Annotated in this window: 24 protein-coding genes; 9 read left to right on the top strand and 15 right to left on the bottom strand. The window is 59.6% G+C overall.

Annotated features, from left to right (window positions below; all coding sequences use genetic code 11):
- Positions 1-49: 49 nt before the first annotated feature.
- Positions 50-775: a cytidylate kinase-like family protein gene (locus RBT76_02310; protein ID MDX9856602.1), complete on the top strand. Its 726-nt coding sequence runs from the start codon at positions 50-52 to the stop codon at positions 773-775.
- A gap of 6 nt (positions 776-781) precedes the next feature.
- Here RBT76_02310 and RBT76_02315 read toward each other — a convergent pair whose 3' ends face one another.
- Both RBT76_02315 and RBT76_02320 read right to left on the bottom strand, forming a co-directional pair.
- The gene (locus RBT76_02315) at positions 782-1,162 is read right to left on the bottom strand and encodes a CoA-binding protein (GenBank protein MDX9856603.1); all 381 of its coding nucleotides are present in this window, start codon (positions 1,160-1,162) and stop codon (positions 782-784) included.
- 73 nt (positions 1,163-1,235) lie between these two features.
- Positions 1,236-1,988: an FAD-binding oxidoreductase gene (locus RBT76_02320; protein MDX9856604.1), complete on the bottom strand. Its 753-nt coding sequence runs from the start codon at positions 1,986-1,988 to the stop codon at positions 1,236-1,238.
- Positions 1,989-2,105: 117 nt separating this feature from the next.
- On the opposite strand from RBT76_02320, the gene RBT76_02325 reads away from it, so the two are divergent.
- Together RBT76_02325 and RBT76_02330 are read left to right on the top strand one after the other, a co-directional pair.
- Positions 2,106-3,125, top strand: coding sequence for an NAD(P)-dependent oxidoreductase (locus tag RBT76_02325; protein ID MDX9856605.1), 1,020 nt, complete (start codon positions 2,106-2,108; stop codon positions 3,123-3,125).
- Between the two features lie 28 nt (positions 3,126-3,153).
- Positions 3,154-3,858, top strand: coding sequence for a sugar phosphate nucleotidyltransferase (locus RBT76_02330; GenBank protein MDX9856606.1), 705 nt, complete (start codon positions 3,154-3,156; stop codon positions 3,856-3,858).
- Positions 3,859-3,939: 81 nt separating this feature from the next.
- Here the strand turns inward: RBT76_02330 and RBT76_02335 are convergent, their stop codons facing one another.
- Positions 3,940-6,132 carry a tetratricopeptide repeat protein gene (locus RBT76_02335; GenBank protein MDX9856607.1) on the bottom strand — a complete coding sequence of 731 codons (2,193 nt, stop codon included), beginning with the start codon at positions 6,130-6,132 and terminating at the stop codon, positions 3,940-3,942.
- A gap of 175 nt (positions 6,133-6,307) precedes the next feature.
- Between RBT76_02335 and lptB the strand changes: the two genes are divergently transcribed.
- From lptB to raiA, 4 genes are all read left to right on the top strand, one after another.
- Complete coding sequence (gene lptB, locus RBT76_02340; GenBank protein ID MDX9856608.1) at positions 6,308-7,033, top strand: LPS export ABC transporter ATP-binding protein; 726 nt, start codon at positions 6,308-6,310, stop codon at positions 7,031-7,033.
- 137 nt (positions 7,034-7,170) lie between these two features.
- Positions 7,171-8,574 (top strand): RNA polymerase factor sigma-54, encoded by a 1,404-nt coding sequence (rpoN, locus tag RBT76_02345; protein MDX9856609.1) that lies wholly within the window; start codon positions 7,171-7,173, stop codon positions 8,572-8,574.
- A 63-nt stretch (positions 8,575-8,637) separates the two neighbouring features.
- Positions 8,638-9,603: a class II fructose-bisphosphatase gene (gene glpX, locus RBT76_02350; GenBank protein ID MDX9856610.1), complete on the top strand. Its 966-nt coding sequence runs from the start codon at positions 8,638-8,640 to the stop codon at positions 9,601-9,603.
- Positions 9,604-9,635: 32 nt separating this feature from the next.
- A complete protein-coding gene (gene raiA / locus RBT76_02355) occupies positions 9,636-9,995 on the top strand; it encodes a ribosome-associated translation inhibitor RaiA (GenBank protein ID MDX9856611.1) in 360 nt (119 codons plus the stop codon).
- A gap of 163 nt (positions 9,996-10,158) precedes the next feature.
- Here the strand turns inward: raiA and RBT76_02360 are convergent, their stop codons facing one another.
- Together RBT76_02360 and RBT76_02365 are read right to left on the bottom strand one after the other, a co-directional pair.
- A complete protein-coding gene (locus RBT76_02360; GenBank protein MDX9856612.1) occupies positions 10,159-11,553 on the bottom strand; it encodes a hypothetical protein in 1,395 nt (464 codons plus the stop codon).
- A 14-nt stretch (positions 11,554-11,567) separates the two neighbouring features.
- Positions 11,568-12,167: a penicillin-binding protein activator LpoB gene (locus tag RBT76_02365; GenBank protein MDX9856613.1), complete on the bottom strand. Its 600-nt coding sequence runs from the start codon at positions 12,165-12,167 to the stop codon at positions 11,568-11,570.
- Positions 12,168-12,368: 201 nt separating this feature from the next.
- Here RBT76_02365 and RBT76_02370 point away from each other — a divergent pair, with 201 nt between their 5' ends.
- Positions 12,369-13,079, top strand: a complete 711-nt coding sequence (locus tag RBT76_02370) for a methyltransferase domain-containing protein (GenBank protein MDX9856614.1) — start codon at positions 12,369-12,371, stop codon at positions 13,077-13,079.
- A gap of 13 nt (positions 13,080-13,092) precedes the next feature.
- On the opposite strand, the gene RBT76_02375 is transcribed toward RBT76_02370, so the two are convergent.
- The 5 genes from RBT76_02375 to RBT76_02395 form a co-directional block, all read right to left on the bottom strand.
- Entirely contained in the window at positions 13,093-13,581 is a 489-nt protein-coding gene (locus RBT76_02375) for a hypothetical protein (protein ID MDX9856615.1), read from the bottom strand.
- Positions 13,582-13,689: 108 nt separating this feature from the next.
- Positions 13,690-14,655 carry a hypothetical protein gene (locus RBT76_02380; GenBank protein MDX9856616.1) on the bottom strand — a complete coding sequence of 322 codons (966 nt, stop codon included), beginning with the start codon at positions 14,653-14,655 and terminating at the stop codon, positions 13,690-13,692.
- On the bottom strand, positions 14,633-15,586 hold the full coding sequence (locus tag RBT76_02385; GenBank protein MDX9856617.1) for a DMT family transporter: 954 nt from the start codon (positions 15,584-15,586) through the stop codon (positions 14,633-14,635). Before RBT76_02385 ends, RBT76_02380 begins: the two co-directional genes overlap by 23 nt.
- Positions 15,587-15,592: 6 nt before the next feature.
- A complete protein-coding gene (locus RBT76_02390; protein MDX9856618.1) occupies positions 15,593-16,192 on the bottom strand; it encodes a hypothetical protein in 600 nt (199 codons plus the stop codon).
- Positions 16,189-17,124 carry a cobalamin-binding protein gene (locus tag RBT76_02395; protein MDX9856619.1) on the bottom strand — a complete coding sequence of 312 codons (936 nt, stop codon included), beginning with the start codon at positions 17,122-17,124 and terminating at the stop codon, positions 16,189-16,191. The genes RBT76_02390 and RBT76_02395 overlap by 4 nt, the downstream gene beginning before the upstream one ends.
- 259 nt (positions 17,125-17,383) lie before the next feature.
- Between RBT76_02395 and RBT76_02400 the strand changes: the two genes are divergently transcribed.
- A complete protein-coding gene (locus RBT76_02400) occupies positions 17,384-19,690 on the top strand; it encodes a TonB-dependent receptor (protein MDX9856620.1) in 2,307 nt (768 codons plus the stop codon).
- A gap of 6 nt (positions 19,691-19,696) precedes the next feature.
- Here the strand turns inward: RBT76_02400 and RBT76_02405 are convergent, their stop codons facing one another.
- The 5 genes from RBT76_02405 to RBT76_02425 all read right to left on the bottom strand — a co-directional run bounded on the left by RBT76_02405 (position 19,697) and on the right by RBT76_02425 (position 24,839).
- Positions 19,697-20,542, bottom strand: coding sequence for a serine protease (locus RBT76_02405; protein ID MDX9856621.1), 846 nt, complete (start codon positions 20,540-20,542; stop codon positions 19,697-19,699).
- Between the two features lie 60 nt (positions 20,543-20,602).
- Positions 20,603-23,032, bottom strand: a complete 2,430-nt coding sequence (gene gyrA, locus RBT76_02410; protein MDX9856622.1) for a DNA gyrase subunit A — start codon at positions 23,030-23,032, stop codon at positions 20,603-20,605.
- A 168-nt stretch (positions 23,033-23,200) separates the two neighbouring features.
- Positions 23,201-23,710: a hypothetical protein gene (locus RBT76_02415; GenBank protein ID MDX9856623.1), complete on the bottom strand. Its 510-nt coding sequence runs from the start codon at positions 23,708-23,710 to the stop codon at positions 23,201-23,203.
- Between the two features lie 55 nt (positions 23,711-23,765).
- A complete protein-coding gene (locus tag RBT76_02420; GenBank protein ID MDX9856624.1) occupies positions 23,766-24,353 on the bottom strand; it encodes a M15 family metallopeptidase in 588 nt (195 codons plus the stop codon).
- 3 nt (positions 24,354-24,356) lie between these two features.
- Complete coding sequence (locus tag RBT76_02425; protein MDX9856625.1) at positions 24,357-24,839, bottom strand: flavin reductase family protein; 483 nt, start codon at positions 24,837-24,839, stop codon at positions 24,357-24,359.
- Positions 24,840-24,844 lie beyond the last annotated feature (5 nt).

Consider the following 24,844-nt stretch of genomic DNA (forward strand, 5'->3'; position numbering starts at 1 on the left):
TTGCCCGTGCAACGGTAACTAGTATATTTCCAGCAGGGGTGGTATCATTATGACGTCGATCGAAGCAATTATCAATCGGCAGTGTCTTCGCTGGGAACAGCGGCAGACCAAGGTCGCGGATGCGCAAAAGTCTGTGGATGCTCCGCCTCCGATCGTCACGGTATCGCGGCAGACCGGTTCGCGGGGCTCGTATTTCGCGTCGCGGTTGGCCCAGAAGCTCGGTTACCAACGGATTCACCGGGAGATAATCGACGCAATCTGCGAATCATCGGGCTACCGCAAACGGATTGTCGAATCGCTCGACGAGAAGTCGCGGTCGGAGCTGGAATTGATGGTCGAGGCGATGGTGACGGGGCAGGCGGTAGACCACCGCGACTATATTCGGCACTTGTACCGGGTGATCCTTTCGATGTCGCGGCTCGGAGGCGTGGTGGTGGTGGGTCGGGCGGGGAACTTCATCCTCGGTCCGAAGCGCGGATTTCACGTTCGGGTTGTCTGTCCACTGGAACGGCGGATCCGCAATCTCATGGAGTTCCGGAAGGTGGCGCGGGACGAAGCGAAACGGCAGATCGAGGAGTCTGACCGTTTGCGTCGCGAGTTCGCCCACCGGCATTTCGGCGCTGACAACAACGACCCCAGACACTACGACCTGGTGATAAACGCTGCGTACATCGATGTCGAGGAGATGGTTGCGACCGCGACGGCAGCGATTCGCGGCAAGACGGACAAGCTCACGCATCCCGACCATGATTGCCTGGGCGCGGACGCCGAATGAAGCCGGTCAGAACTGACCGGTCCGAAGCATAACCAGCGTGCAGGCCCGAACTACTTCGATCCCGGCAGCCTCGAGTTTGGCTGCCAGCGGCTCGTTTTCCGCGCCGGGATTGAAGACCACGCGACGGGGACGCAACGCGATAATTCTATCCAGTTCTCCGTCTGAAATCTTTTCTCCAACATACATCGTCAGCGTGTCCACCGGTTCGCGGATTTCCTCCAGCGACTTCAACGATTTTTCACCATCGACCACGTGCCCGGCCGGATGCACCGGTACCGGCACGAAACCGTGCTCCTTGAGCATTCGCACGGCCTTAAACGAATAACGCTCTTCTTTGGGTGACGCGCCGAGAACCGCCACACGTGATCCCGGTGATGCCTTCTTCATGGTCGAGTCCTCATATCCCTGTTCATTTGTAACGAAACGTGGCCGATGCCCGGACGGTTCCCTGTCCTTTGCGCTACACGACAGGCAGAATGCCCCCGGGATCGAATTTAGCCCGGATCTTGCGGGAGTACACGGCATCAACATCGTTATTGTTCTCATCAAGTCCGGCGAGAAAGGACTGACGATCGATTGCGTTCTGCACCATAGCGGCATACTCCGGGCGGGCGGTTTCCGGCATGACGCGAAAGGTCACCGAGACAAGCAGCCCGAGCACACCCCACGAGGGCGAGAATATCTTCACGATATCGTATCCGGCAACCGACTTGAAGCAAACCGATCCGGGGCGGATAATCTCGCCGGTGGGTGTCACGATTTCGGCCTTGATGACATACTTCTTGATGGGCAGCAGATGCCCGTGCAAAGTCGCCGTGAGTCCGACCGCGACGGCCCCGCCGACCGATCCGACATACGGCAGGTCGCTGTGCGGCAGATAGAGGTGATTGTCGGCAAGAGCGAGGTTCAGCTCACGGAGCGGATAGCCGCCGCCGGCGACAGCGTAGAAGTCCTCGGGGGCGACCTGAATCAGTTGATTCAGTCGGTCGGTGCGGACGCCGAGCATGCCGGTAAACGGCTCGCCGACCGGATCGATATTGTTGCCGAATCCGGTGATAAAGAGGCGAACGCGGTGGGCGCCGGCAAGACGAACGAGCCGGGCGGCTTCGTCGGCATTCTCCGGATGAAATGTGGGGACGGATTTCTGGTACGTGAGCCGGTCGTCGGGAAACTCCGACGCGATCGCAGACAACATCGCCTTCATGGTGGACATGCCCAAAGATACCGTCCGCACGAGAGAAGTCAATGCCCGCGCGAGCTGCTGGTTTGCCGGCAAAGCAGGGGAATTTAGTTGATACGGGCAAAACCGCGTCCTATCAATAGCACGGGTATGACGACAGAACTGCCAGAGTCCGGTCGAGGAAAGGTGCTTGTCACCGGCGCGGCCGGGTATATCGGTTCGGTGCTGGTCGGGCAACTGCTGAGCGCCGGATACGCCGTGCGCGGGTTGGACAACCTGATGTTCGGCGGCCAGGGGCTGCTTGGCTGGCTGCACCGACCGGGATTCGAATTCGTCGAGGGCGATATTCGCCACCCGGCAACGGTCAAAAGCGCCCTGTCGGGAGTCGACTCGGTCGTCCATCTGGCGGCTATTGTCGGCGACCCGGCGTGCCGGGCGGAGCCGGCACTGGCCAGTGCGGTCAATGGCGACGGCGCGCGGCTGGTCGCAGAACGTGCCATGGAGGCGGGCGTACGCCGATTCGTATTCGCCTCCACGTGCAGCAACTACGGGAAGATGCCTGACCCGACAGGGTACGTCGATGAATCCACGCCGCTCAATCCCGTTTCCCTGTATGCAGAACTAAAGGTGGCGTTTGAGGATTTCCTGTTCGGATTACGGCAGACGCACATGGGGACGGTGTGTCTTCGATTTGCGACCGTCTACGGCCTCTCCCCCCGTCCCCGCTTTGACCTGACGGTCAACGAGTTTACGCGCGAGCTGACGCTCGGCCGGAAGCTGGAGATATACGGGGAGAAGTTCTGGCGGCCATATTGCCATGTGGTGGATTTGGCGCGCGCGTGCGTGATCGCAGTCGAAGCGCCGTCGGCCACGGTATCGCACCAGGCATTTAATGTCGGTGATACACGCGAAAACTACCAGAAAAAGGGCCTCGCGGAGTTGATTACCGCCCAACTCCCGGAGGCGGCCGGACTGGTCAGCTACGTCACACGGAACGAGGACCCGAGGGATTACCGGGTGCGTTTCGGCAAAATCCGTGAGGCGCTGGGATTCGAGATCACGCGTCGCGTACCCGACGGCATACATGAGATAATCGAGGCGATCCGATCCGGGCTGATTGCGGACCCCGACGATCGCCGATACACCAACCAGCGGACGGTCGAGCGGTAGGCCGGCCGTTTACAAAGGAGTGCCTCGCATGGTGGCAGTCATCCTGGCCGGCGGTCAGGGAACGCGTCTGCAGCCGTACACGGCTGTGCTGCCGAAACCCCTCGTACCGATCGGCGAACAACCGATTATCGAGATACTGCTGCGACACCTGCACAAGTGCGGCGTGCGGCGGGTGGTGATTGCGGTCAATCACCTCGCCCACCTGATCACGGCCGTCCTCGGCGACGGCAGTCGGTTTGGGCTCGACATCGAGTACTCGCTGGAAGATACACCGCTGTCGACCGTGGGACCGCTTCGCCTGATAGCCGACCTCCCCGAGAATTTCATCGTCGTCAACGGTGACGTGCTGACCGATATCGACATCAACGCGCTGTACAAGCGGCATTGCGAGCGCCGAGCAACGGTGACGGTCGCGGCGGCTCGAAGAGCGGAGAAGATCGATTTCGGCGTACTCGAACTGGACAAAGACAATCGAGTGGTCGGATTCAGTGAGAAACCGTCGTTCGAGTTCGTCGTGTCGATGGGCGTTTACGTGTTTTCCCGGAGGGTGCTCGAGCTGGTTCCGCGCGACGGGCAGTACGGATTCGACATGCTCATGCATGACCTGCTGAAGCGCGGTGAACGGGTGGAAAGCTTTGTATACGACGGCTACTGGCTGGATATCGGCCGGCTGGCTGATTTCGAACAGGCCCAGCATGATATCGACCATTTGAAACGGCTCGGTCTGTCATAGCGATAAACGGTGATTCAACGAGGAAGGCCGGCTCACCAGCCGGCCTTCTTCTATAATGATGGTGGGCGAACGTACCGGAAGTCAGGACAACTCGCTCAGCGCGTTCCGGGCCCGTGTCAGGTCTTCACCCTGCAAGCCCATCTCAATTGCTTCTTCCAGATGCTCCCGGGCGCCGTCCTCTTTGAGCAGGTACTCGGCATAGCCGAGGTAGTACAGCACGGCGGGAGAATACGGGAAGGAGTTACGGGCGCGGATCGCCTCGCCTTTGGCCAAATCCGGCCGTCCGTTCAGCATGTAGACATAACACAGGTTGAGCCATCCTTCGAGGATGTCCACACCGGCAAAGACGCCCCGTCGGGCGAGGTTCTCCCCTTCCGGTTTGTTTCGTCCGCTCTCGGACAGGGCGGGGGCGTAGAAGCGCAGCAGGGTGCGATTGTCAGGATCGGTGTTGTACACGTCCTCGAAAATGGCGAAGGCGTCTTCCGCTCTGCCGAGTTTGTACAGCGACCAGGCGCGGTTGGAACGGACAGAGCTGTTGTTCGGGTCACGTTCGAGCGCCCGGTCCGCCAGCGTCAGGGCGCCTTCGTAGTCGCCGATCCGGTTGTATGTCTCCGCCGCAAGGGCGAGCGCATCGACGTTGTCGCCGTGAATCTCCAGGAGGGCATCGGCAATTCGTTTGGCATCGGCCGTGCGGTACACCCGCAGCAGCCAACGCACCATCTCTTCGGAGAGTCGTGAATCGCCTGAGACCGGCCGGAAGGTTTCCAGGAAGAGTGCGACGCCTTCATCGGCTCGCTTGTTCTTCACGAGTGAGACGGCGCGGCGCACACCGAGATCCGGGTACAGTTCGGCGAATTGGGGGTAACGTTCGAAGACCCCCAGCGCATCCTGGAATCGGCGTTGCCGGTCATACATCCGCCAGTAACCGTCGAATGCAGGGCGGTAGTACGGATTGAGCGACAGCGCCTCGTCGTATAACTGGGCGGCACTGGTCAGATCCTGTACGGCCGAGTCCGCACACACATCGGCCAAATCGGTACGATAACGGAAGTCCCGTGGTTTGATCTGGCGCAGCGAGTCGAGCATCTGGCGGTACAGCTCCGGCTGCCGGGTGACGTTCACGAGGAAGAGTTCCGTCAACGCGTAGTTCACGTCGGAAAACCGCCTGTCGTGAAGATCGCGGAGCAGGCGGAGAGCGCCGACCGGGTCGTAGCCGGTCGATCGGAACAGCGCCAGGTAGTAGCCATAGAAGTCACGGAAGGCGGGCTCGAAATTTCCACGCCGCATGATGTTTGAGATCGCGTTGAGATCGCCGTCGACCATCGTGAAATTCGAGACCCGGCGATGGGCCCACGCATCGTACATCAGCGGTGAGAGCGCGGGGATCTGCATCCGCGCCAGCAAGCCGGATACGGTGAGCCCGCGGAAGTCCTGATCGGTGGCCCAGCTATAGTAGAGGTCCATGACGGTAGACAGTGTGGTGACGCCGCCGATCGCTTCGACGCTGTCGATGAGGCGCCGGGCTTCGCTGACATATCCGACGCGAAGCGCCCTGAAGAAGTGTTCGGCCATCTCGTCGAAACCGCTTTCGTTCGAGGTCAGGGACCGACCGGAGAACAGCATGGCGGAATCGAAAGCGGCGCGCTCTTCGAAATAATCGGCGGCCATGCGATTGAAAATCGATGAGGAGACGTTGGCCTGAAGGGCGCGGTCGGCACAGGCGAGAGCGGAATCCCGGTCACCCTGCATGTACAACGCACGGGCATCGAGGATGGATGCGACTGCTTCGGGCTGGCCGGCGGCGACCGCCGCCCGCACCATGCGCCGACCGGACTCGTATTGCTCCATTTCGAGGCACAAACGGGCCGCCTCCGCCTGGACGTCGCTGCCGGCGCTGTCGATCGAGCCGGCGATAGCGGCGCGACGGAGGGCGTGCTCGAAGAGTCCGAGGCGGCGGTAGACGCGCATGGAGCCCAGGGCCCCCGCGAGTGACATGGGGTTGCGTTCGGATATTCTGGTCCAGAAATTCAGCGCATCCCAGTGGAAGAACTGCCGCTCCTGGGTCAGCGAAATACCGATCGGTCCGAGAAAACTGGTGGTGTCAGTCCACAGTACTTCCCGGAAGGTCGTGTCGGCTTCGGTATACCGGTACGTGTCAAGCAGTGACAGTCCCTCCTGAAACAACTTATCGCGTTTCTGTTCCGGGGTTTTGGCACAGCCCAACACCACGAGCAAGGCGATGAGCGTCGTGAGGGCAGCAGTACGTACATTCATAAGAATCCTGTCTCCGTGTGAATCAGGGTGCGGCCGATTAGCTGTATAATGTATAGTTGTACATCGGATTACGCCAGAGTTTCCGCAGGCGGATGGATCGATAGCAAAAATGGTGCGTATCAAAGGAAAAAATAATTGAAGATGCCTTTGAGTGGGCGTATATTTTTTGAGGACTATGGCCGTACTTGAATCCAAAAACCTTGTGAAGTATTACCGGAAGCGACCGGTGGTCAACGACGTGTCGATCCAGGTGCACCCCGGAGAGGTCGTGGGGCTACTTGGACCCAATGGAGCCGGCAAAACGACCACGTTTTATATGATTATCGGGTTTATCCGGCCGGACAAGGGAAAGGTGTTTCTGGGCGATCGTAACATCTCGCGGTACCCGATGTATCGCAGGGCCGGGCTCGGCATCGGCTACCTCGCTCAGGAGCCGTCGGTTTTTCGGAAGCTCTCGGTGGAAGACAACATCATGGCGATACTCCAGTTTCGCGGGTTGAAACGTGCGGAGCGCAAGCGGCGTCTGGAGTCGTTACTGGCCGAACTGGACATAACGCACCTTCGGAAAAACAAGGCGTTTACGCTTTCGGGAGGCGAGCGGCGACGGGTGGAGATAACCCGTGCCCTGGTCAATGAGCCGAGTTTTATCCTGCTGGACGAGCCGTTTGCGGGGATTGACCCGATCGCCGTGGAAGATATTCAGAAGATAATCGGCCGACTGGTGGAGCGTGGGCTGGGCGTGCTGATCACGGACCACAATGTCCGTGAAACCCTGTCCATATGCAACCGGGCCTATATCATGTGCGACGGAAAGATTCTGAAGTCGGGGACGGCGGAGTTTTTGGCCAACGATCCCGAGGCCCGGAAGATATACCTGGGAGAGAAGTTCCGGTTGAACTAACAGCCGGGACGCGCGCTGTAGAATAAATGAACTTCGTGCCGTCGGATTCTAAACGGCCCGAATGTCGTCGCCGATACTGTCTCTAAGGACAGCAGACTTCACCTCGTACGCGTCACGTTCGGACAGATGAGACGACCATGAAACTCGGACTGCAACTCAGACAGAAGCTGACGCTGGCGCCGCAGCTGATTCAGTCGCTGAAAATGCTGCAAATGCCGCTTTTGAAGCTCGAGCAGACGCTCCGCCACGAACTCGCGATCAATCCCCTCCTCGAAGAAGTCGAAGAGCCCGAACTCGAACAGGAACAGGAACTCACGGACAGCGAGTTCGAACTGGCCGAAGAACCCAAGAAAGAAGAGTCGGTGGACTGGGATGATTACCTGTTCGACGACGACGAAGGGTACAAAGTGCGGGAACAGCGGGAATTCCCTGAAGACACTTTCGAGGGGGGCGCCGCCGCGCAGAATGAAAACCTCTACGATCACCTGAACGAACAGCTATCGTTTTTGAAGCTCTCCGAAGAAGAGCAGTTGATCGGCGAATACATTATCGGCAATATAGCGCCCGACGGCTATCTGACGCTGTCGGTGGCGGAGATGGCGGCCGAGCTGCAGATCGAGGAAGCGAAGATTCAGAAGGTGCTGGCCATGATCCAGCAATTCGATCCCACCGGGGTCGGCGCCCGGGATCTTCGCGAGTCGCTCCTGCTTCAGTTGAAAGAGCGCGGTCAGGAAGGTACGCTGGCGTACCGGATTGTCGACGAGCACATCAACGATTTGGAGCGCAAATCGACTCTTCAGATCGCCAAGATGATGGGGGTGCCGTTCGAGCGGGCGCAAAAGGCGATGGAGACGATCAAAACTCTGAACCCGACACCGACTCACGGACGGTTCGATTCGGCGGCGGTGCCGGTCGTCCCCGACCTCGTCGTCGAGCGTGTGGGCGACGATTTCGAGGTGTTTCATAACGACCGCAACGTCCCGCGACTTCGCATCAACTCCGGCTACAAGAACCTGATCAAGCGGGGCAGCGAGAGCTCGAAGGACACCAAGGAGTATATCCGGCAGAAGCTGGAGCAGGCGCGGTGGCTGCTGAATTCGATCAACCAGCGACGCAGCACGATGATCCGGGTGATGGAGGCGATCGTCGAGGAGCAGCGGGAGTTTTTCGAGAAAGGCGCGGCCTTCCTCAAACCGCTGATCATGGAAGATATCGCGCAGAAGGTCGAAATGAACGTGGCCACGGTCAGCCGCGTGTCCAACGGCAAGTACGTGCAGACGCCGCTGGGCGTCTACGAGATCAAGTACTTCTTCAATTCCGGAATCGCTCGGGAGGACGGCGAGGACGTTTCCAAGCGGCGGGTCAAGCAACGGATCGAGGAAATCATCCGTGCCGAGGAGCCGGAAAAGCCGCTGTCGGACCAGGAGATATTCCGTCGGCTGAACGACGAGGGAATTAAACTTGCCCGTCGCACGGTGACGAAGTATCGTGAGGAGTTGAAGATCAAGCCGGCCCGGTTCCGCAAGCGCGTGGTCGAGTGAGGCGGTCGGGCGGTGATACCCGGCACGATGTGAGCATCGACGTCCCGATACATAAACGGCGCCGTGGACAGAAATCTCGCCTTAGAACTCATACGGGCAACCGAAGCGGCGGCGCTCGCAGCCGCGTGGTGGATGGGCAAGGGTAACGCTTCGGCCGCCGACGCAGCGGCAATCGCCGCGATGCACAGGGCGCTCAATTCCATACAATTTGACGGCACGGTCGTGATCGGCGAGGGGGACCGGGGCACGGCGGCACTCTTGTTCACCGGGGAATCGGTGGGGAAAACAAAGCCGGCGTCGTCGGAGCCGGTGGATTTAGCCCTCGATGCATTGGAATCGACACAGTCGGTCGCCTTTGGCAGGACGAATTCTCTGTCTATTTCTGTCGCCGCTGAAAAAGGCGGGTTTTTTTTGCCGCCGACGTTGTATATGGATAAAATAGCGGTCGGTCGTGCGGCAGCGGATGCGATCGACCTGCATGTCCCGATAGAGGAAAACTTGCGGCGGGTGGCGCATGCCAAGGGGTATTCGGTCACGGACCTGACGGTAGTGATCCTTGACAGACAACGCCACCGGGACTTAATTGAAGTAGTGAGACGAACAGGAGCCCGGATCCATCTCATACCCGACGGCGACATCGCCGCCTCGATTGCGGCGGCGACCGAGGGTACGGGAATTGATGTGGTGGTGGGCACCGGCGGTGCGCTCGCCGGCGTGTTGACAGCCGGCGCGCTTCGGTGCATGGGTGGCCAGTTGCTGGCACGCCTGGCGCCGACCAGCGACGAGGAGACCGAGTCGATCCGGCGCGCCGGAATAACGGATGTCTCGCGGGTTTTCACCGCCAGTGACCTTGTCGGGGGCGCCAATATCATGTTCGCGGCGACCGGTGTAACCGACGGCGACCTGCTGAACGGCGTGCGTTATCGCGCCGACGGCGCCACCACGCACTCGTTGGTCATGCGCTCGCGCAGCGGCACGCGTCGGATGATTATCACCGAGCATTTCTTTGATGAACAGCCGGAGTATTAACCAGGAACACTTAACCCAGGGAGATCGTCACTATGCAGAAAAAAATCACTGCGCGCCACTTCGACTTGACTCCTGAGATTCGGGAAAAGGCGGAAGAAGAGATGGACGGTCTCAGCCGCTTTTTCGACAATATCATCTCCTCCGAACTCATCCTGGACGTTGAGCGCCACCGGCGCATTGCGGAACTTCGAGTCAAAGTCTACAACCAGACCATGTCGGCGTCATCGGAGACCGACGACATGTATGCGTCGATCGATTCGGCGGTAGAAAAAGTCAAAGGGCAGCTCAAGAAGTACAAAGGTAAACTGAAAGACAAGGATCCGGGCGCGATCGGCAAGCTGCAGGAAGAGCGCACGCGCCCCTCGACCAACCCGGACGAGGTCGACGTCTGATTTACCGGACGCATTCGAAGCAGATTTCAGAGGCCGCCCGCACGGGCGGCCTCTCTTTTATGCATACCGTTACTGCTCGCGGGAAAGCAAGGCGGAGAGAAGGAACTCGACCTTCGTGCAATGAACGGTGGGGATAATGACGACGTACCGGGGGACGCGACTATTATTGCAGGGACAGCACCTGCACGAGATTGAACTCCCCGGGGCGGACTTCGAACCCGTTGACCATCTGTCTGTTCACCAGCAGGCCGCCGCTGTCGAGGAAGTCGATCGTCAGGTCGTAGATTCCGGGGTCGACCTCCAGGTCACCGGCGTAGATGCGGCCCGGCAGCAGCCGGGCGCAGCGAAGGTCGGCATTTTCGGAGATATCGGTGGCGACATCGATCGCGGCCTTTTTCAACCAGCCCTCCAGCCCGCCCGTATCCGCTTTTTTCTTGGCTTTGTGTGCGGCCAATCCTTTCGCCACCGCACGGGCCACTGAGCGAACGTAGATCAGCGTACGCCTGGCCTCGAATGTTTCGCGTGCCACCAGCCCAACGTCTTCGAGCAATGACAACTCGGAAAGCAAAACGTCGCCGGCGAAGACGCGGATCGTGCTGACGTTGGTCGGCCGATCGTGCAAGACGGGGATCGCAAACTTGAAGTAGAAATCCTCGCTGACCGGTATCGGGAGATGCCCGTATTCCGCCTGATCATTCGGGCCGCCGTCGTAGAGTACCTGCACGAGATTGAGATCTTTGTCGGTGCGAATACGCAGGCTCAGGGCTTCTTTCACCGGGGAAAGCCCGGTAAGCGCGACCACGCTCAAAAGCGCCTTGCCTTCATTGCACCGCCACGAGACGGCCGGCATCTCGAACGGATAGATGTGCGGCTGGCTTTTGAACGCATCGACGAGGTAATCGGCGGCGATGCGGGCGTCATCGAACTTGCCGTCGGCCGCATACATGTGCATGGCGAGGTATCGCGCGAAGGCATCGTTGTAGAACCGCACCTCCCTGACATCGTACGCGATCGCGACGTCGGTGGTATCTTCGCTTTGGCCGCGATTGAACTCGCGGGCAGCGTCGGCGTACTTGTCCTCGAGCAGATTCAGTTTGTCCTGCGCCTGTCGTATTTCGACAAACGCGTCGTCGAATTTCCCCAGCAACAGGTAGTTGAGGGCGCCGATCAGGTCGGTGTAGAGAATTTCGTAGTCTTCCCCTGCGTATTCCAGAACGTTGTCGTTGAGCAGAAGCGAGACCGCCGCCCGCGAGATGCTTTTCGTGAACAGTTCATCGGAGGCCAGGTCCGCCTGGTCGAGCAAGATGTTGCTGGTGTCGAGATTTCCGGCGTAGTGATGGGCAAGCCCGGCATCGACAAAATACAGCAGCCGGTCCTTTTCCCCGTATTTGCCGTCGGCGCGGGCGGAATCCAGACGGGCGGCTGCCGTCCGGAAATTGCCCGCCTGCAGCTCGGTGACCACCGGTTCATAGAACGATTTCCGGGTGGTCACCGAACCACAGCCGCCCAGCCAGAGCAGCGCGAGACAACAGAAGAATACTGAGAGGCGGAATCTCACCGACGTGCTCTATCCTACCACTTGGTGCTGCCCTGGGAGATGCCCTTCTTGATCTTCTTCGTGCCGATCCAGACTTTCTCGATGGTCTCCAGATTCACGAGTTCGAGATCGGTCTGATAGAACACAACGCGCTTGCCGTCTTCCTCGTCGGTGATGGTTTTGATCGCGCCCTGCAGCATGAAGTCGGCGCCGGTCTCGGCGCGCATCTTCTTGGCGGTCTCCGCGGTCGCAAACTCCTGCTGATCCTGTCGCTCGGCGCGAAGTTCGTCGCGCTGGGCCGGGGCCGCTATGAACCGCACGCTGCCCGAGTTGATCAGTTCCCGCTCGAAGTCGGCGATAAACGTCTCCATCGCGATATGCTCGTTCGAGAGGTTTCGGATGGTACCGACGGTCACGACCGGCTTCTGCCCGCTGCGTTCCACGTAACTCATCAGCCAGGGCCGCGACAGAGCATCGGAGATCATCTCTTCGGCCACCAGCCGGGAGTCGGTGTCGTTCCAGCGGCCGGAAAGATCGGTGACGGTATCGGTCTCAAGGCGGGTCACCTGTTTGCCACCGCCGCAGCCGGCAATCATCAACATGCCGAGAGCCAGTACGATGAGGAGGGTCTTCATGTTTTTTCTCCACTAGTGATGTATTACAGTATCGACCGTTTCTATTCGAATCCGCGTACGCTGTTCGCGGAATATGTCGGACAATTCCGGCCGTGGGGCAATTAGTTTTTTCACCCGGTCGGCAATCGCATTTCAGTTGGCGAATGATCTTCGGCCCGTTATCGTCCGACAGGAAAGAGAACGAACGATTCGGAGGGTGGTATGAGGACATTTGACGACCGGCTGGCGGAGCTTGACGGGGGCCGGGTCCTGGATGTGGGCACGGGCCAGGGCGATTTCGCACGGAGCCTCGCCGAGGGCCTGAGAAGCTATACCGAGATCATCGGGATTGATTTCTCGGAATCCCGGATAGATGAAGCCCGCCACAAGGTGGTTCTGGACCGCGTGCGATTCGAACTGATGGATGCCACCTGTGTGCAGTTTGCCGGCGAGTCGTTTGATACCGTGGCCATTTCCGATACAATGCACCATCTTCCCGACCCACGGCCCATCCTGACCGAGATGAAGCGAGTCCTCAAGCCGGGCGGGTTGTTCTGTCTGGTCGAGGCGTACCGGGATGGTCAGGACGAGGCGCAGATGTCGCATGTGCTGATTCATCATTGGTGGGCGGCAATCGATACCCTTGTGGGCGTCTGCCACCGCGAGTCTTATCTCCGGGCCGAGGTTATCGGTTTGGTCGATCAGCTGGGATTTGCGAGACGCGAAGTGTACGATCACCGCGAGCCCGATGACGACCCTCATGATGCAGACCGTATCGCGATGATCGACGGACTGATCACCAGATACGTCGCGCGAATTCCTGATTGTCCGGAGAAAGATGAACTGCACCGGCAGGGTGAGATTTTTCGTGAGCGGCTGTTTACGGTTGGATTCTCGTGGGCGGTGCACGCCTGTGTGCTGGCTTGGAAATAACCGTCGCCGGTGATCAGAGCGGCAGTTCCTGGATTACCGTCCAGTTGATCTCCCCGGCGGTTATCTCATATTCGAGCAGCAGACGGCCGGCCGTGTGTCCATCCTCATAGTACCCGATGACCCGCTGCGGAGAAATGACTCGAGACTCGGACGGAATGAATCGCATCGTGCCCCCCAGCACCCCTTCGCGGGGTATCAATTCCGGGTGATAGGTGAGATCGGTCAGCAGATCGTTCACGGGGTCCTCCAGACCTGCCTGCCTGAGAGCCTCAATATCCGCCTCGGTCAACTGATAGGCGGGCATGCCGGGGCGAAGCGGAGGCTGGACAGGCGCCGCTTCTGTGCCGGAGGTATCGGAATCGGCAGGTTCGGTAGCCGTATCGGTTGTGCTGAGGACTATGCGCCATACGGCGAACGCGCCGACAACGAGGACGCCGACAACAAGCACTATCACCAGCGTTTTGCCGGAGACCCGGCCCGATGTACGCGAATTTCCGATCATCGTGTTCCCTTCCCTGACGCAGGACACATCCCGGTGGTCATCCGGTCATTATCATCGAGTTCACTCGCCGGCGAATCGAGAAACCGCTGCGCATGCGCCGACGTGACCTTATCCTACAAAGTGAAGGTATTCCTCGGCAAGATAATAGCTCATGCGAGCTTCGAAATTGACGGCGGCAACCGCGGCCGCGTCGAGACGGTTGTCCGAGTTCAACGCGACGAAACGGAACCCGGCAAATTCGCGCGTCCGTTCGGGGATCGCACTCAGGCGTTCGGCGAGCAGCTGACGCGTCAGAGTGCAATGTACGAGCGCAAACAACTGGGGGTTGTCGGCCCGGAACAACTCGCGTGCGAAGGCCAGCGGTGTAATCCGAAATTCGGCACGCGTCAGGAAGAGTTCCTCTTCCACTTCCTGACCGAGTGACCGCTGGATTATGTCGGCGACCGAGGTGTAATCGGGTCGAAAGTCAACGGATCCGGCAACCGATGGACCGGGCGAACCGGCCATGGTGGCGAGATTCCCGGCCCGGACGACCTGCAGCAGAAATCGCCGCCCCGCTTCCTCGATAATCACGTATCCGCACACGCCGAGACAATTGGCGAGCGGGCGGCAGGTGATTTCATCGCGCGCGTAGGTCCGGAGGTAGTAGTCCCGAAGGGTACCGCCGTGCTCGCGAAAGAGGTGGTGCGGCATATCGAGCGCGAAGCAACTGCCGGCGAAATCGCCATACGAAGTCTCCTGCACCTGCAGGACCGGGTCGGTTCCCCGGAAATCGGCGGCAAGCAGACCGGTAACCGTGGGACCATCGTAGAGTCTTCCCTGATTGCGAAGCCGCTCGGCGACACTGTCGGCATAAGTCTTTATCAGGGGATCGCCGATTGCATACCGCCCCGGTTCGACCCGTATTCCGACCCGCGAAGGATCGACGGCGTCGCTGCCGAAAAAGCGCACGATGTCGTAATAGCCGGAATCGACGGTTCGGTCGCTGCCGACGAGGCGATCGGAACGCGGCGGAAACAGCTCCGGAGAAGATTCCAGCATCGCCTCGAGCTTAGAATATTGCAAATAGTTCATCGCCGACAAACAGCAGGGCAACGCCGATAAACGCGACAAACGCTCCGAGAATCGCCCGCGCGCTGACCTTTTCCTTGTAGTACATGATGACGACCGGGATTATCAATATCGGGGTGGTGGCGTTCAGGGTGGCGGCGATTCCGGCCTCGATATACTTGACTGCGACCAGCGACATCCAGACGCCCAGAAACGGTCCGACGACCGCTCCACTCGCAGTGAACAGCATCGCGGATCCGTGTCTTACCGCACGGATAGTTCCGCCGATCTCTCCACGAAAAGCCGCCAGCAGCCATATCATCACCATCGAGAAGAGCATGCGGATGAAGGACGCCGGCATCGGCTCGACCGTGGAACCAAGATCGAGCATGGCATGCTTGGACATCACCAGTCCGGCCGCCTGTCCAAACGCGGCGCCAAGCCCCAGCAGCACGCCTTTTGTCCGGGAACCCGAATCCGGGTGGCCGGCCGCAAGTTGCACCTGGGGACCGCTCTTGAAACGACGTTCCGATATCACCCACGCAGTACCGGCGACCGTCAGGGCGATGCCGAACACCTCGACGATATGCAGTTGCTCGCCGAGCAAGAACCAGGCGATAACGGTTGCCATGATCGGCGCGGTCGCCCACAGCAACGTGGTCACGCGGGGACCTATCATCACCAGCGCCTTGAATCCAAGACTGTCGCCGATAACCAGCCCGATGAGACCCGAACCTGCCAGCCACGCCACTTGTGCCGGGGTGATACCGTCAGGCCAGATGCGGCCGGTCGTAATCAGCAACACGATACAGTAAATCGCGACCGCGAATACCAGTCGGATGTTGTTCACCCGGAACGAGCCGATTCGAACGCCGGCCTCGGAGAAGAAAATCGCGGTGAAGGACCAGAGGAAGGCCGTCAACAACGCGGCATAGTGTCCGACATATTCGCCCATACGACTCTACTTGTTTCTTATCTCCACCTGTCCGGTGTCGCGTCCGAAGTCCACGGAGTCCGTACGGACCTGTTTTCTGTCAATCTCGCGAATATACGCAGCGTCAACGACGAGGCGCTGTTCCACGTCTAGTCGCGGTCGGCCATAGACGATCACGAGGTTTCCAATGCCCTTGCCTTCAAACCGTGCGAGCCGACGCTCGTAGGCGTCGCGCGTGAGCCGCCAGGTGGTCTCGAACGTACCCTCGCCTCTCGGAGACAGGGTGTATGGGATTGGGGAGCCTTTCCAATGTTCGACCCACAGGAAATAGCGATGCTCGAGCAGAAGAGTGGTCTCGAGGAATCCTCCGTAGTCGGCAGTCCGGATATCGGTAATGACGCCCGGCCAGGCCACAATCGTGTCGGCAGACAAGGAGTCTGCGCGGAAATCGCCGGGGTATACGCGACGGTCGGCCCGGGACAACTGCGCTTCTTCGGAGGCGGAAATTGGCCGGTAGAGGCGCGATCCGGTCGGTCCCCCGCCGCAACCGCTCGCGCAGAGCACGACGACCATAACGGCGACTACCGCAATCGGTTTATGCGGAAAGACAAGTACGTTACGAATCACAGCGACGGTCCGGCTCCTTGATTAAATCTGATCCAGCCCGACCCTTCATGGCCGAACGTGAAGATGGCAGGATGAAGGATTTCCGCGAGGATTTCAAGCGTTTCCGTCACGCGGGGTCCCGGCCGATTGAAAAACCGATTGCCGTCGGCAACAAACACGCGGCCGGACCGCACGGCTGACAGGTCGCTCCAGCCGGGCGGCCTGCTCAGTCGCTCCAGTTCGGCCAGTGACTGCTCGATCGTATAGCCGCACGGGGCCACGATGATCGCATCGGGGTCTGATGCAACCAGGTTGTCCCACGACAGCACGCCGGAGTGCTTTCCCGGCGCACCGTACAAGTCTCGGCCGCCGGCCATCTCGACAAGCGAGGGCATCCAGTTCCCGGCCGCCATCAGTGGATCGATCCATTCAATCAGGGCAACAGTGGGGTGATTCGCAAGACTGCCGGCGCGGATCGCTATCGCTTTCATCCTTCGGCGCATCTCGTCCGTAAGCGTCTCCCCGGCCTGCGGGATAGCCAGCGCACGGGCGACCTGCCGGATATCCGCAAAGATATCGGCCAGAGAATTCGGTTCAAGGGCCACGATCCTGGGCCTCGATGAAATCATCTCGCAGACAGCCTTCTCGATGTCGGACAGCGATACCGCGCAGACCGCACATTGCGTCTGCGTGATAATGACATCCGGATGAAGGTGATCGAGACGGTCCGCCAGCACCCGGTAGACGGACAGACCTTCCTGGAGAATGGCCTTGATCCGCTGGTCGATCTCGTAACTGGAGCCGTCGAGGCGGAATTTCGGTTCGGTTACCACCGGAAGGTTGAGTACCGATGACGGGTAATCGCATTCGTGGGAGCGACCCACCTGACAGTCACCCATTCCCAGGGCATGGACTATTTCTGTGGCGCTGGCAATCAGAGACACTATCCGCATACGGGTTTATCCTCGTGCCGGGTTACCAGAGCATAACAACAGAATATGTGCAGTGTTTCTTCGCAGACCGGCCCAATCGTCGATCAACCCACAACTTCGAATGCCCGGCGGGACTGTGCTGTCGGTTGCATTATTGAGGTTGGGTCAATTCATCTATGGGCTCCTCCCAATAGGACGTAAGTCATTGGTAAAGAGTTGGATACGTAGAAGTCTTCTGATCCGCCGCCTTGGCATGCGCTTTGAGCAGTACGGTACCAGGATGAAGACCTCGACGTTCAAGCTGATACTTGCGGCGGCCATTATCGCCGGAGCCATGACGACCGGCGCCGCGGGCCTTGACGACTCGTCGGTTATCGTTGTTGGAACGGTTATTGACCAGCAGGACAGCCCGGTTGTCGGGGCGACGGTGACGGTTTCAGCTGACGGCGGCGTGTTGGGCGCGCAGGCAACGGATTCACTGGGGCGGTTCCTGCTGCAATTCCACGCCGATAGGCGCCGCGACCTGTCAGTCGACGTGTCCTCGGTCGGCTTTGCCCGGACGCGCACGATGCTCGTGGTTTCCGGCGATACCGCACGAGTCCGGATTCAGCTCCAAACTGAGTCGGTGCCGCTCGGCTCCATGACGATCGTCCCCACCCGGGAATTTGCCGTTCCCGGTACCAGAATAGCCGCTGAAGAACTTCGTCGAGTCTCACGTCAGGCACTCGTGCCTACCAATCCGGTCGGGGCCATTCGCAATCCCGAGGTCGTTCGGGTCGGCTCCGCTCATTCGTCGCGGATTAGAGTTTTCGGAAGCAGCCCGGCGTACCACCTCAACGGACTGCCGATCGGCGCGGATCCCGACCACTACGGCATGTTCCACGTGCTGCCGTCATCAACGATCGACCGCCTGGAGTTGAACCTTTATGGTACCGATGTTTCGCGCGCAACGCCGTCCTCGACTGAACTCGTCACGCCGGTTCGTTTCGGTACGCATAGAACGGGAGAGTTGAGTGTATCGACAATCGAGGCGACCGGCACCGCTTCGATAGGTACCGACCGCTGGTTCGCCCTGGGAGCCGTACGCAAGTCTGTCCTCGACAAGCTGGTAACCCGCCTCGACATACATTCCAACCGACAGACTCTGCCGCCGACCAATTTTCAGGACATCTCGCTGTATGCCGGTCTGAGACTCTCGCCCACCCTTCGCCTGTTTGTCGACCAGTACCACGTGCAGGACTTCCTGTCCTACCAGGTGGACTCATACGTCGCCGACGGATTCGTGGATACGTACCAGCACTCGGCGCGCCATTACGGCGCGATCCGTCTGCAGGCGGACCGGGGAAGTCTCCAGCTTGTCGGCGGGATAGCGGTACACGACTCGTTCGAGGAATACTCCGCCTCTCCCGACAGTGAGTCGGACAGGTCTCGCCTGGCAATCGATCTTGATTATAAGCGCACGAGCGCGATAGCGACCATCCGGGGCGATTACCTGTGGCGATCCTGGCGCTTGACCGCGGGCCTCGATGACGAGACGGTCTACCGCCGTAGCATCAACCTGAGACAGCGCAACTGGAATTTCCTTTCGCCGTTTGCATCGAGCAACAATCCCTACATTTACCAGCAGGGACTGAACGAACTTTACGGATCGTTCAGCCGGGATGATAACGAGCGCAACAGCGCAGCATACGCGGCGGTGGAGTGGCAGCGCGACGGCTGGCGAGTCGAAGCCGGCCTTCGGGGTCAGTCGTTCGATCACCTCGGCGACAAAACCTCTCTGCTGCACCGCGTGAGTTTGTCGGGCGCCATTGCGGGCGACCTCAGGGCACGGCTGTTCGAAGGGACGTTTGCGGAAAATCCCGCGGGCAACGTGCTGGAGCCGTACCAGGTTATCGTCTACGACTGGCTGAGCGACCTTGCGCCGATTCGCTCGCGCCTCGTGTCGGTGAGCCTCCAGTATTCCTTCCTCACCGGGACCGCATTTCTGCGTTCGGTAAAGAGTCTTCCCGTGCTGACGCCGGATTTCTCGCGGATCGACGAGAAGACCGGTCAACCGATCGACGGATTTCTTTCGGCCCGGTCGGACGGTGCGGCGCTGTATCGGGGAGTGACCGTGTCGATCGAAAAACGTGACCTGCTCGGTGACCGATTCGGCCTGCAGGCGTCCTACGCGTATACCCATTCGGAACGATCGCAGGAGGCGCTGCGATACCCCGACGACCTCGACTCTCCGCACCGGCTTCGCGTGCAGGCGGATTACCGTATGGACCGCGATATCAGCTTCGGTGTTGAGTTCGCCGCACGCAGCGGGTATCCGTACACGCCGTTCGGCACCGCGAGTCCCGCCACGAAATCCAGTCTGTATTCCCCGGACTACTATGAATCGCAGGCAGCGCAGATCAACAGCGAACGGTTCCCATCGAGTATTTCACTGAACGTATTCGGGGAAGTGCGGATCAAGCGGGGGGCGCTGTTTTTCTCCGTCGCAAATGTCACCAACCGGGCAAATCCGATCATCAGCACGGCGTCGGGCTATATTCACGACGCCGGGATCATGCCGACAATCGGGTACCGCCTGACTTTCTGAGATCATCTACCGGCAGCCGACAATTTCCAGCAGTTCCAGCAGGCGGACGGAACTCGTTACGCCGCCAAGGTTGAGATACTCGCGGGTATCACCTTCTGCCGATGATGAGTCATCGGTACGCCGGGCGATCGAGGTCGTGAGTACGCCGACAATCATCGCGGCCGGCTTCTCGAGGCGATTCTGCCGATTGAATCCGAGCGGCGGGTCGACATACACCAGCCCGCCCGAGTTCCCCTCGTACACGACACCATCGATCAGAAACAGCCTCTTTGGATCGATCGGATACGACGCCGCGGCGCCGGTGCGGAGAATCGGGAAGTCTCCCTCGCCGGAGCTGTAGCCGCGCGGATAACCGAGATAGTGCACCGGGCCGCCCGGAGCGATCTCATAGCGGTTGAACGCCGACAGATCGGCGAGAAGCGCCTTGTTGGCCACGCGAACCGTAAATCCGGGGGGGAGCGGAACGGCGACAACGGCCAGATCGACCGTGCTGTCGGGATGGCTGATGTACAACGATGTGTCCCCGGAGCGAATGGGCACCGGGTATGCGAACACCTCGTAGACGTTTCGTTCGTTCTGTTTACGCAGATAGACATTGATGGTATCGCCGTCGACATTGTCGAACACATGGCGGGCGGTGACGAGCAAGCTCGAAGCGTCGCCCGACGAATCAGCGCAGGAGACGAAAAAGCCGGTGGCGATATCGCCGTCGGCGCCGACCACCCGGTAGACGCATTCGAAGACCTGCTCGGCGAAGGGCCGGGAGAGGGATTTGGCCCACACACCTGACTCGAAAACAAGCAGGGCCATACAAACGCCGATGATAAAAGCCGAGATGCGTTGTGTGCTCATGGCAAGAAAAACTCCGGCCGTCGATATCGCCGGCCGGAGTTCCGTATTTACGTGAGTGTACTAGTCCTCCAGTATCAGCCGCGCGACATCGGTTACCTTGTCGCCGCCCTTGAGGGAGATCAGGCGCACGCCCTGCGTGTTGCGGCCGATCACCTTGATATCCTTGACGGCCTGTCGGTTGGCGATCCCTTTGTGCGTGATCAGGATCAGTTCGTCCTGTTCCAGTACGTCGCGGATCGCCACCACCTCGCCGTTGCGTTCGGAGGCCTTGATATTGATCACGCCCTTGCCGCCGCGGTTGGTGATGCGATAGTCCGACAGCTCGGTGCGTTTGCCGTAGCCGTTTTCGGTCACGACCAGCAGGCTCGACTCGCCCTTTGAGGCCACCATGTCCACGACATAGTCGCCGGGCGCGAGGTTGATGCCTTTCACACCGTAGGCGCTGCGGCCCATCGGACGGACGTTGTCTTCCTTGAAGTGGATGGCCATGCCTTTGCGCGTGCCGAGGACGACATCGTACGTACCGTCGGTGATGCGCGCATCGATCAGCTCGTCCTCGACCGGCAGGTTCATGGCGTTGACGCCGGCCTTGCGCGGGTTGGAGAAAGCATCCAGCGACGTCTTTTTCACCACGCCTTTGCGCGTCGCAAACATGACAAACTTGTCTTGGGCGAACTCCCGCACGTTGCAGAAGGCGTTGATCCGCTCGTCGCTGGAAATCTGGCACAGATTGACGATCGGTTTGCCTTTGGCGAGTTTGCCGCCGGTGGGAATCTCGTGCACTTTCACCCAGTAGCACTGGCCCCGGTTGGAGAAGAACAGGATGTAGTCGTGGGTCGAGGCGACAAACAGGTGCTCGGCGAAATCGTCTTCCTTGGTCTCGACCCCGATCACGCCCTTGCCGCCGCGCTGCTGCTTGCGGTAGGCCGACACCGACAGGCGCTTGACATATCCCTGGTGCGAGATCGTGATCACCATGTCTTCCTCGGCGATCAGGTCTTCCATCGTCAGCTCGTCGGCGGCATCCTGTATTTCGGTACGACGGTCATCGCCGTACTTCGTTTTCATCTCGGTCAATTCATCCTTGATGATCTGCATGCGCAGGGCGCGCGAATCGAGAATGCTTTTGAGTTTTGCGATCAGCTTGATCAGCTCGGCGTACTCGTCTTCGATCTTCTGCCGTTCCAGCCCGGTCAGGCGCTGGAGACGCATCTCGAGGATCGCGACTGCCTGGCGCTCCGACAGCTTGAACTTTTTCATGAGCCCGTCGCGCGCGGTCGGCGTGTCTTTGGACTTTTTGATCAGCTCGATGACGGCGTCGATGTTGTCCAGCGCGATCCGGTAGCCTTCGAGAATGTGCGCGCGCTCCTCGGCCTTGCGCAGATCGAACTCCGTCCGCCGGACGACCACTTCATGGCGATGGTCGACAAACGACTGCATGAGCTGCTTGAGCGACATGGTGACCGGTACCCCGTGGTCCAGTCCCAGCATCTGCACGGAGAAGGTCTGCTGCATGGTCGTGTGCGCGTACAACTGATTGAGGACCACTTCGGGCGGCATGTCGCGTTTCAGTTCGACCACGATCCTGAGGCCGTCGCGATCGGACTCGTCGCGCAAATCCGAAATACCGTCGATCTTTTTGTCCCGCACCAGTTCGGCGATCCGCAGGATGAGATTGGCCTTGTTGACCTGATAGGGGATTTCGGTGATGACGATGGCATCTTTGCCGTTTTTGCCGTGTTCGGTCACGGCCTTGGCGCGAACCGGAATATGTCCCTTCCCCGTTTCATACGCCTGACGAATCCCGTCGCGGCCGTTTATGATGCCGCCGGTCGGGAAATCCGGACCCGGGACGATTCGCATGAGATCACGGTTGGTGCACTCGGCGTTGTCGATGACATGAATGATGGCGTCGACGATTTCCCGCAGATTGTGCGGCGGGACATTGGTGGCCATGCCGACGGCGATCCCCGATGTCCCGTTGCACAACAGGTTGGGGAATTTGCCGGGCAGCACCCGCGGCTCTTTAAGGGTGCCATCGTAGTTATCCATGAACGGGACGGTTTCTTTTTCGAGGTCGGCGAGCATCTCGACCGCGATCGGGGTCAGGCGCGCCTCGGTATAGCGCATGGCCGCGGCCTCATCGCCGTCGATCGAGCCGAAGTTGCCCTGTCCGTCGACCAGCGGATACCGCATGTTAAATTCCTGCGCCATGCGCACGAGGGTCGGGTAGACGACCTGCTCACCGTGCGGGTGGTAATTACCGGATGTATCGCCGCAGATTTTGGCGCATTTGCGATGCGCGCGGCCCGGCGCCAGGTTAAGGTCGTTCATCGCCACCAGAATACGCCGGTTCGACGGCTTCAACCCGTCCCGGACATCGGGAAGGGCCCGGTTGGTGATGACCGACATGGAGTAGTCGAGATACGAGGAGCGCATCTCCTCTTCGAGGAAAATCTTTTCAATGCGCTGGCGTTCGAGTGCGGACATAATGTGAGATATCCTTATCAGTTACAGACGAAAGTATTTTCCAGACAGCCAGTAGTATAGCAGAAAAAAATACCCTGCGCAAACAAAAAGACCTGCGAATGAGCGGGATAACTCTTTGAGGGTCAGCGGATTGCAAAGAAGGGACGGGCCCCGTGGCAGCCGAAAACCTCACCTGTCATAGGCGGTGCGCACAACCCGGCTTCGGTGGCCTTCCCGGCAGTTCAGCTCGATATGATTGTGGATGACAATATCCCAGTCCACGAAGTGGATGATGTTCGGAATCTCCCGAGCGACAACGGCAGCCTTGCGCAGGGCCGAAATCTCCTCCCTGATCGGTTCGAGTTCCGCCATCCATGCCGGGCGGCCGGTCTCGCGGAAGATCGTGGCGACCACATATCGGTCGACAAAACGCCGACGGCGATAGGATTCGATATCGACCATCAGGCGCACGGATTTTTCGACTTCGCGAAGAAGCGGCTGCCGATAGTCCAGCGATACTTTGAACGTTACCAGGTATTGCTGGTCGTTGACCGCTTCGGCTTTTTCGTCTCGGGTTTGCTCGAATACATCGCGGAGCCGTTCGATTGCCTGCCGGGAATCGGAAGCCTCAACCAGGGCGCGCCCCTGATTTTTGACGAACTCCACCACCCCTTCGGCATAATTGAACTTGTAGATCATACCGATAGGATCGGCAATCGCGGGTATCGAATTGAGAGGGGGACTCGATTCAGGGTCAATCGTCGCCGACGAACATCCAGTGCCAGCTTTCCCAGTGGAGCCCGCCGGCAAAATCCCGGGGATAGGACTCGCGGAATCCGAACGAAGCGGCGTGCTCGCTGAGCCAGGCATAGGTCTTGCTATTGGCGAAAGACGGATCCGACGGGATCAGGTCTACGGCCCGGCCGGTGTGGTGCTGGCTGTAACCGGGTGGCGCCACGAATTTCGTTATGGCGGCGAACGACTTGCCATCGGCGAGCCGCCGCGCAATCAAACGCCGCTGGTAAGCCACAGATCGATATCCTGAATCCGCGATCAGCCGGATTCCGTCCTGTCGAGCGGCGGCCGCCATGGCCAGAAACGCGCGGCGGGTGGCGGGGCTGACGTAGATGCGGTAATCTTCGAACGACAGAGAATCCGGAAGGCGCACCAGTTCGGATGGTCGGGCGATCGCAGCGCTGTCCAGCCGGCGCCCGCACCACGGTTCGCCTACGGCGTAGCTGACCGAGTCAAACCGAACGGAATCGGTGCAGCCGCTCGCGGCGCCGGCAGCCGGCGCAAGGCAAAGCGTCGCCAACGCGAAAAGAACAACTGTACGACCCACGGGTTAACCGGCGTAATGCAGTTTGCCGTTGGTGGTCGACAGGATCGGGCCGTCCGTTTGCAGGGCGCCGTCCACCACTTCAGCGACAAAAAGCGTGTGGTTTCCGGTTTTCACACGGTCGACAATCTTGCAGTCGAGATAGCCGATTGCGCCGTTGAGACGAACCGTACCGGAGACGGGGGCCGCCGAGATGTCTTTGGCTTTCAGTTTGTCATAGCCGGACTCGGCCGGGCCATAGTAGGCCCTGGCGGTCGGCAAACCGCTTTCGGGCAGAATGTTAATGACGTACGACTGGAGATCGTTGAGGTGCCAGGCTGACTTGTGCTTGTTGTGAACGGCCGCCGCGACCATAGGCGGTTCCGAGGACACCTGTGTCACCCAGCTGGCAGTGAATGCGTTTCCCTCGGCCCCCTTCCCCAGTGTGATCACATAGATGCCGTACTCGAGTTTGCGAAGCGCCTTTTTGATGTCCTTTTCATCGGCCATGCAGG

This window comes from Candidatus Zixiibacteriota bacterium, from assembly GCA_034003725.1.
GTDB lineage: Bacteria > Zixibacteria > MSB-5A5 > GN15 > FEB-12 > WJMS01.

Excerpts from the sequence above, each read along its gene's own strand:
- RBT76_02310 (MDX9856602.1), top strand. The coding sequence starts at position 50 with ATGACGTCGATCGAAGCAATTATCAATCGGCAGTGTCTTCGCTGGGAA.
- RBT76_02315 (MDX9856603.1), bottom strand. The coding sequence starts at position 1,162 with ATGAAGAAGGCATCACCGGGATCACGTGTGGCGGTTCTCGGCGCGTCA.
- RBT76_02320 (MDX9856604.1), bottom strand. The coding sequence starts at position 1,988 with ATGTCCACCATGAAGGCGATGTTGTCTGCGATCGCGTCGGAGTTTCCC.
- RBT76_02325 (MDX9856605.1), top strand. The coding sequence starts at position 2,106 with ATGACGACAGAACTGCCAGAGTCCGGTCGAGGAAAGGTGCTTGTCACC.
- RBT76_02330 (MDX9856606.1), top strand. The coding sequence starts at position 3,154 with ATGGTGGCAGTCATCCTGGCCGGCGGTCAGGGAACGCGTCTGCAGCCG.
- RBT76_02335 (MDX9856607.1), bottom strand. The coding sequence starts at position 6,132 with ATGAATGTACGTACTGCTGCCCTCACGACGCTCATCGCCTTGCTCGTG.
- lptB (MDX9856608.1), top strand. The coding sequence starts at position 6,308 with ATGGCCGTACTTGAATCCAAAAACCTTGTGAAGTATTACCGGAAGCGA.
- rpoN (MDX9856609.1), top strand. The coding sequence starts at position 7,171 with ATGAAACTCGGACTGCAACTCAGACAGAAGCTGACGCTGGCGCCGCAG.
- raiA (MDX9856611.1), top strand. The coding sequence starts at position 9,636 with ATGCAGAAAAAAATCACTGCGCGCCACTTCGACTTGACTCCTGAGATT.
- RBT76_02365 (MDX9856613.1), bottom strand. The coding sequence starts at position 12,167 with ATGAAGACCCTCCTCATCGTACTGGCTCTCGGCATGTTGATGATTGCC.
- RBT76_02370 (MDX9856614.1), top strand. The coding sequence starts at position 12,369 with ATGAGGACATTTGACGACCGGCTGGCGGAGCTTGACGGGGGCCGGGTC.
- RBT76_02375 (MDX9856615.1), bottom strand. The coding sequence starts at position 13,581 with ATGATCGGAAATTCGCGTACATCGGGCCGGGTCTCCGGCAAAACGCTG.
- RBT76_02380 (MDX9856616.1), bottom strand. The coding sequence starts at position 14,655 with ATGAACTATTTGCAATATTCTAAGCTCGAGGCGATGCTGGAATCTTCT.
- RBT76_02385 (MDX9856617.1), bottom strand. The coding sequence starts at position 15,586 with ATGGGCGAATATGTCGGACACTATGCCGCGTTGTTGACGGCCTTCCTC.
- RBT76_02395 (MDX9856619.1), bottom strand. The coding sequence starts at position 17,124 with ATGCGGATAGTGTCTCTGATTGCCAGCGCCACAGAAATAGTCCATGCC.
- RBT76_02400 (MDX9856620.1), top strand. The coding sequence starts at position 17,384 with ATGAAGACCTCGACGTTCAAGCTGATACTTGCGGCGGCCATTATCGCC.
- RBT76_02405 (MDX9856621.1), bottom strand. The coding sequence starts at position 20,542 with ATGAGCACACAACGCATCTCGGCTTTTATCATCGGCGTTTGTATGGCC.
- gyrA (MDX9856622.1), bottom strand. The coding sequence starts at position 23,032 with ATGTCCGCACTCGAACGCCAGCGCATTGAAAAGATTTTCCTCGAAGAG.
- RBT76_02415 (MDX9856623.1), bottom strand. The coding sequence starts at position 23,710 with ATGATCTACAAGTTCAATTATGCCGAAGGGGTGGTGGAGTTCGTCAAA.
- RBT76_02425 (MDX9856625.1), bottom strand. The coding sequence starts at position 24,839 with ATGGCCGATGAAAAGGACATCAAAAAGGCGCTTCGCAAACTCGAGTAC.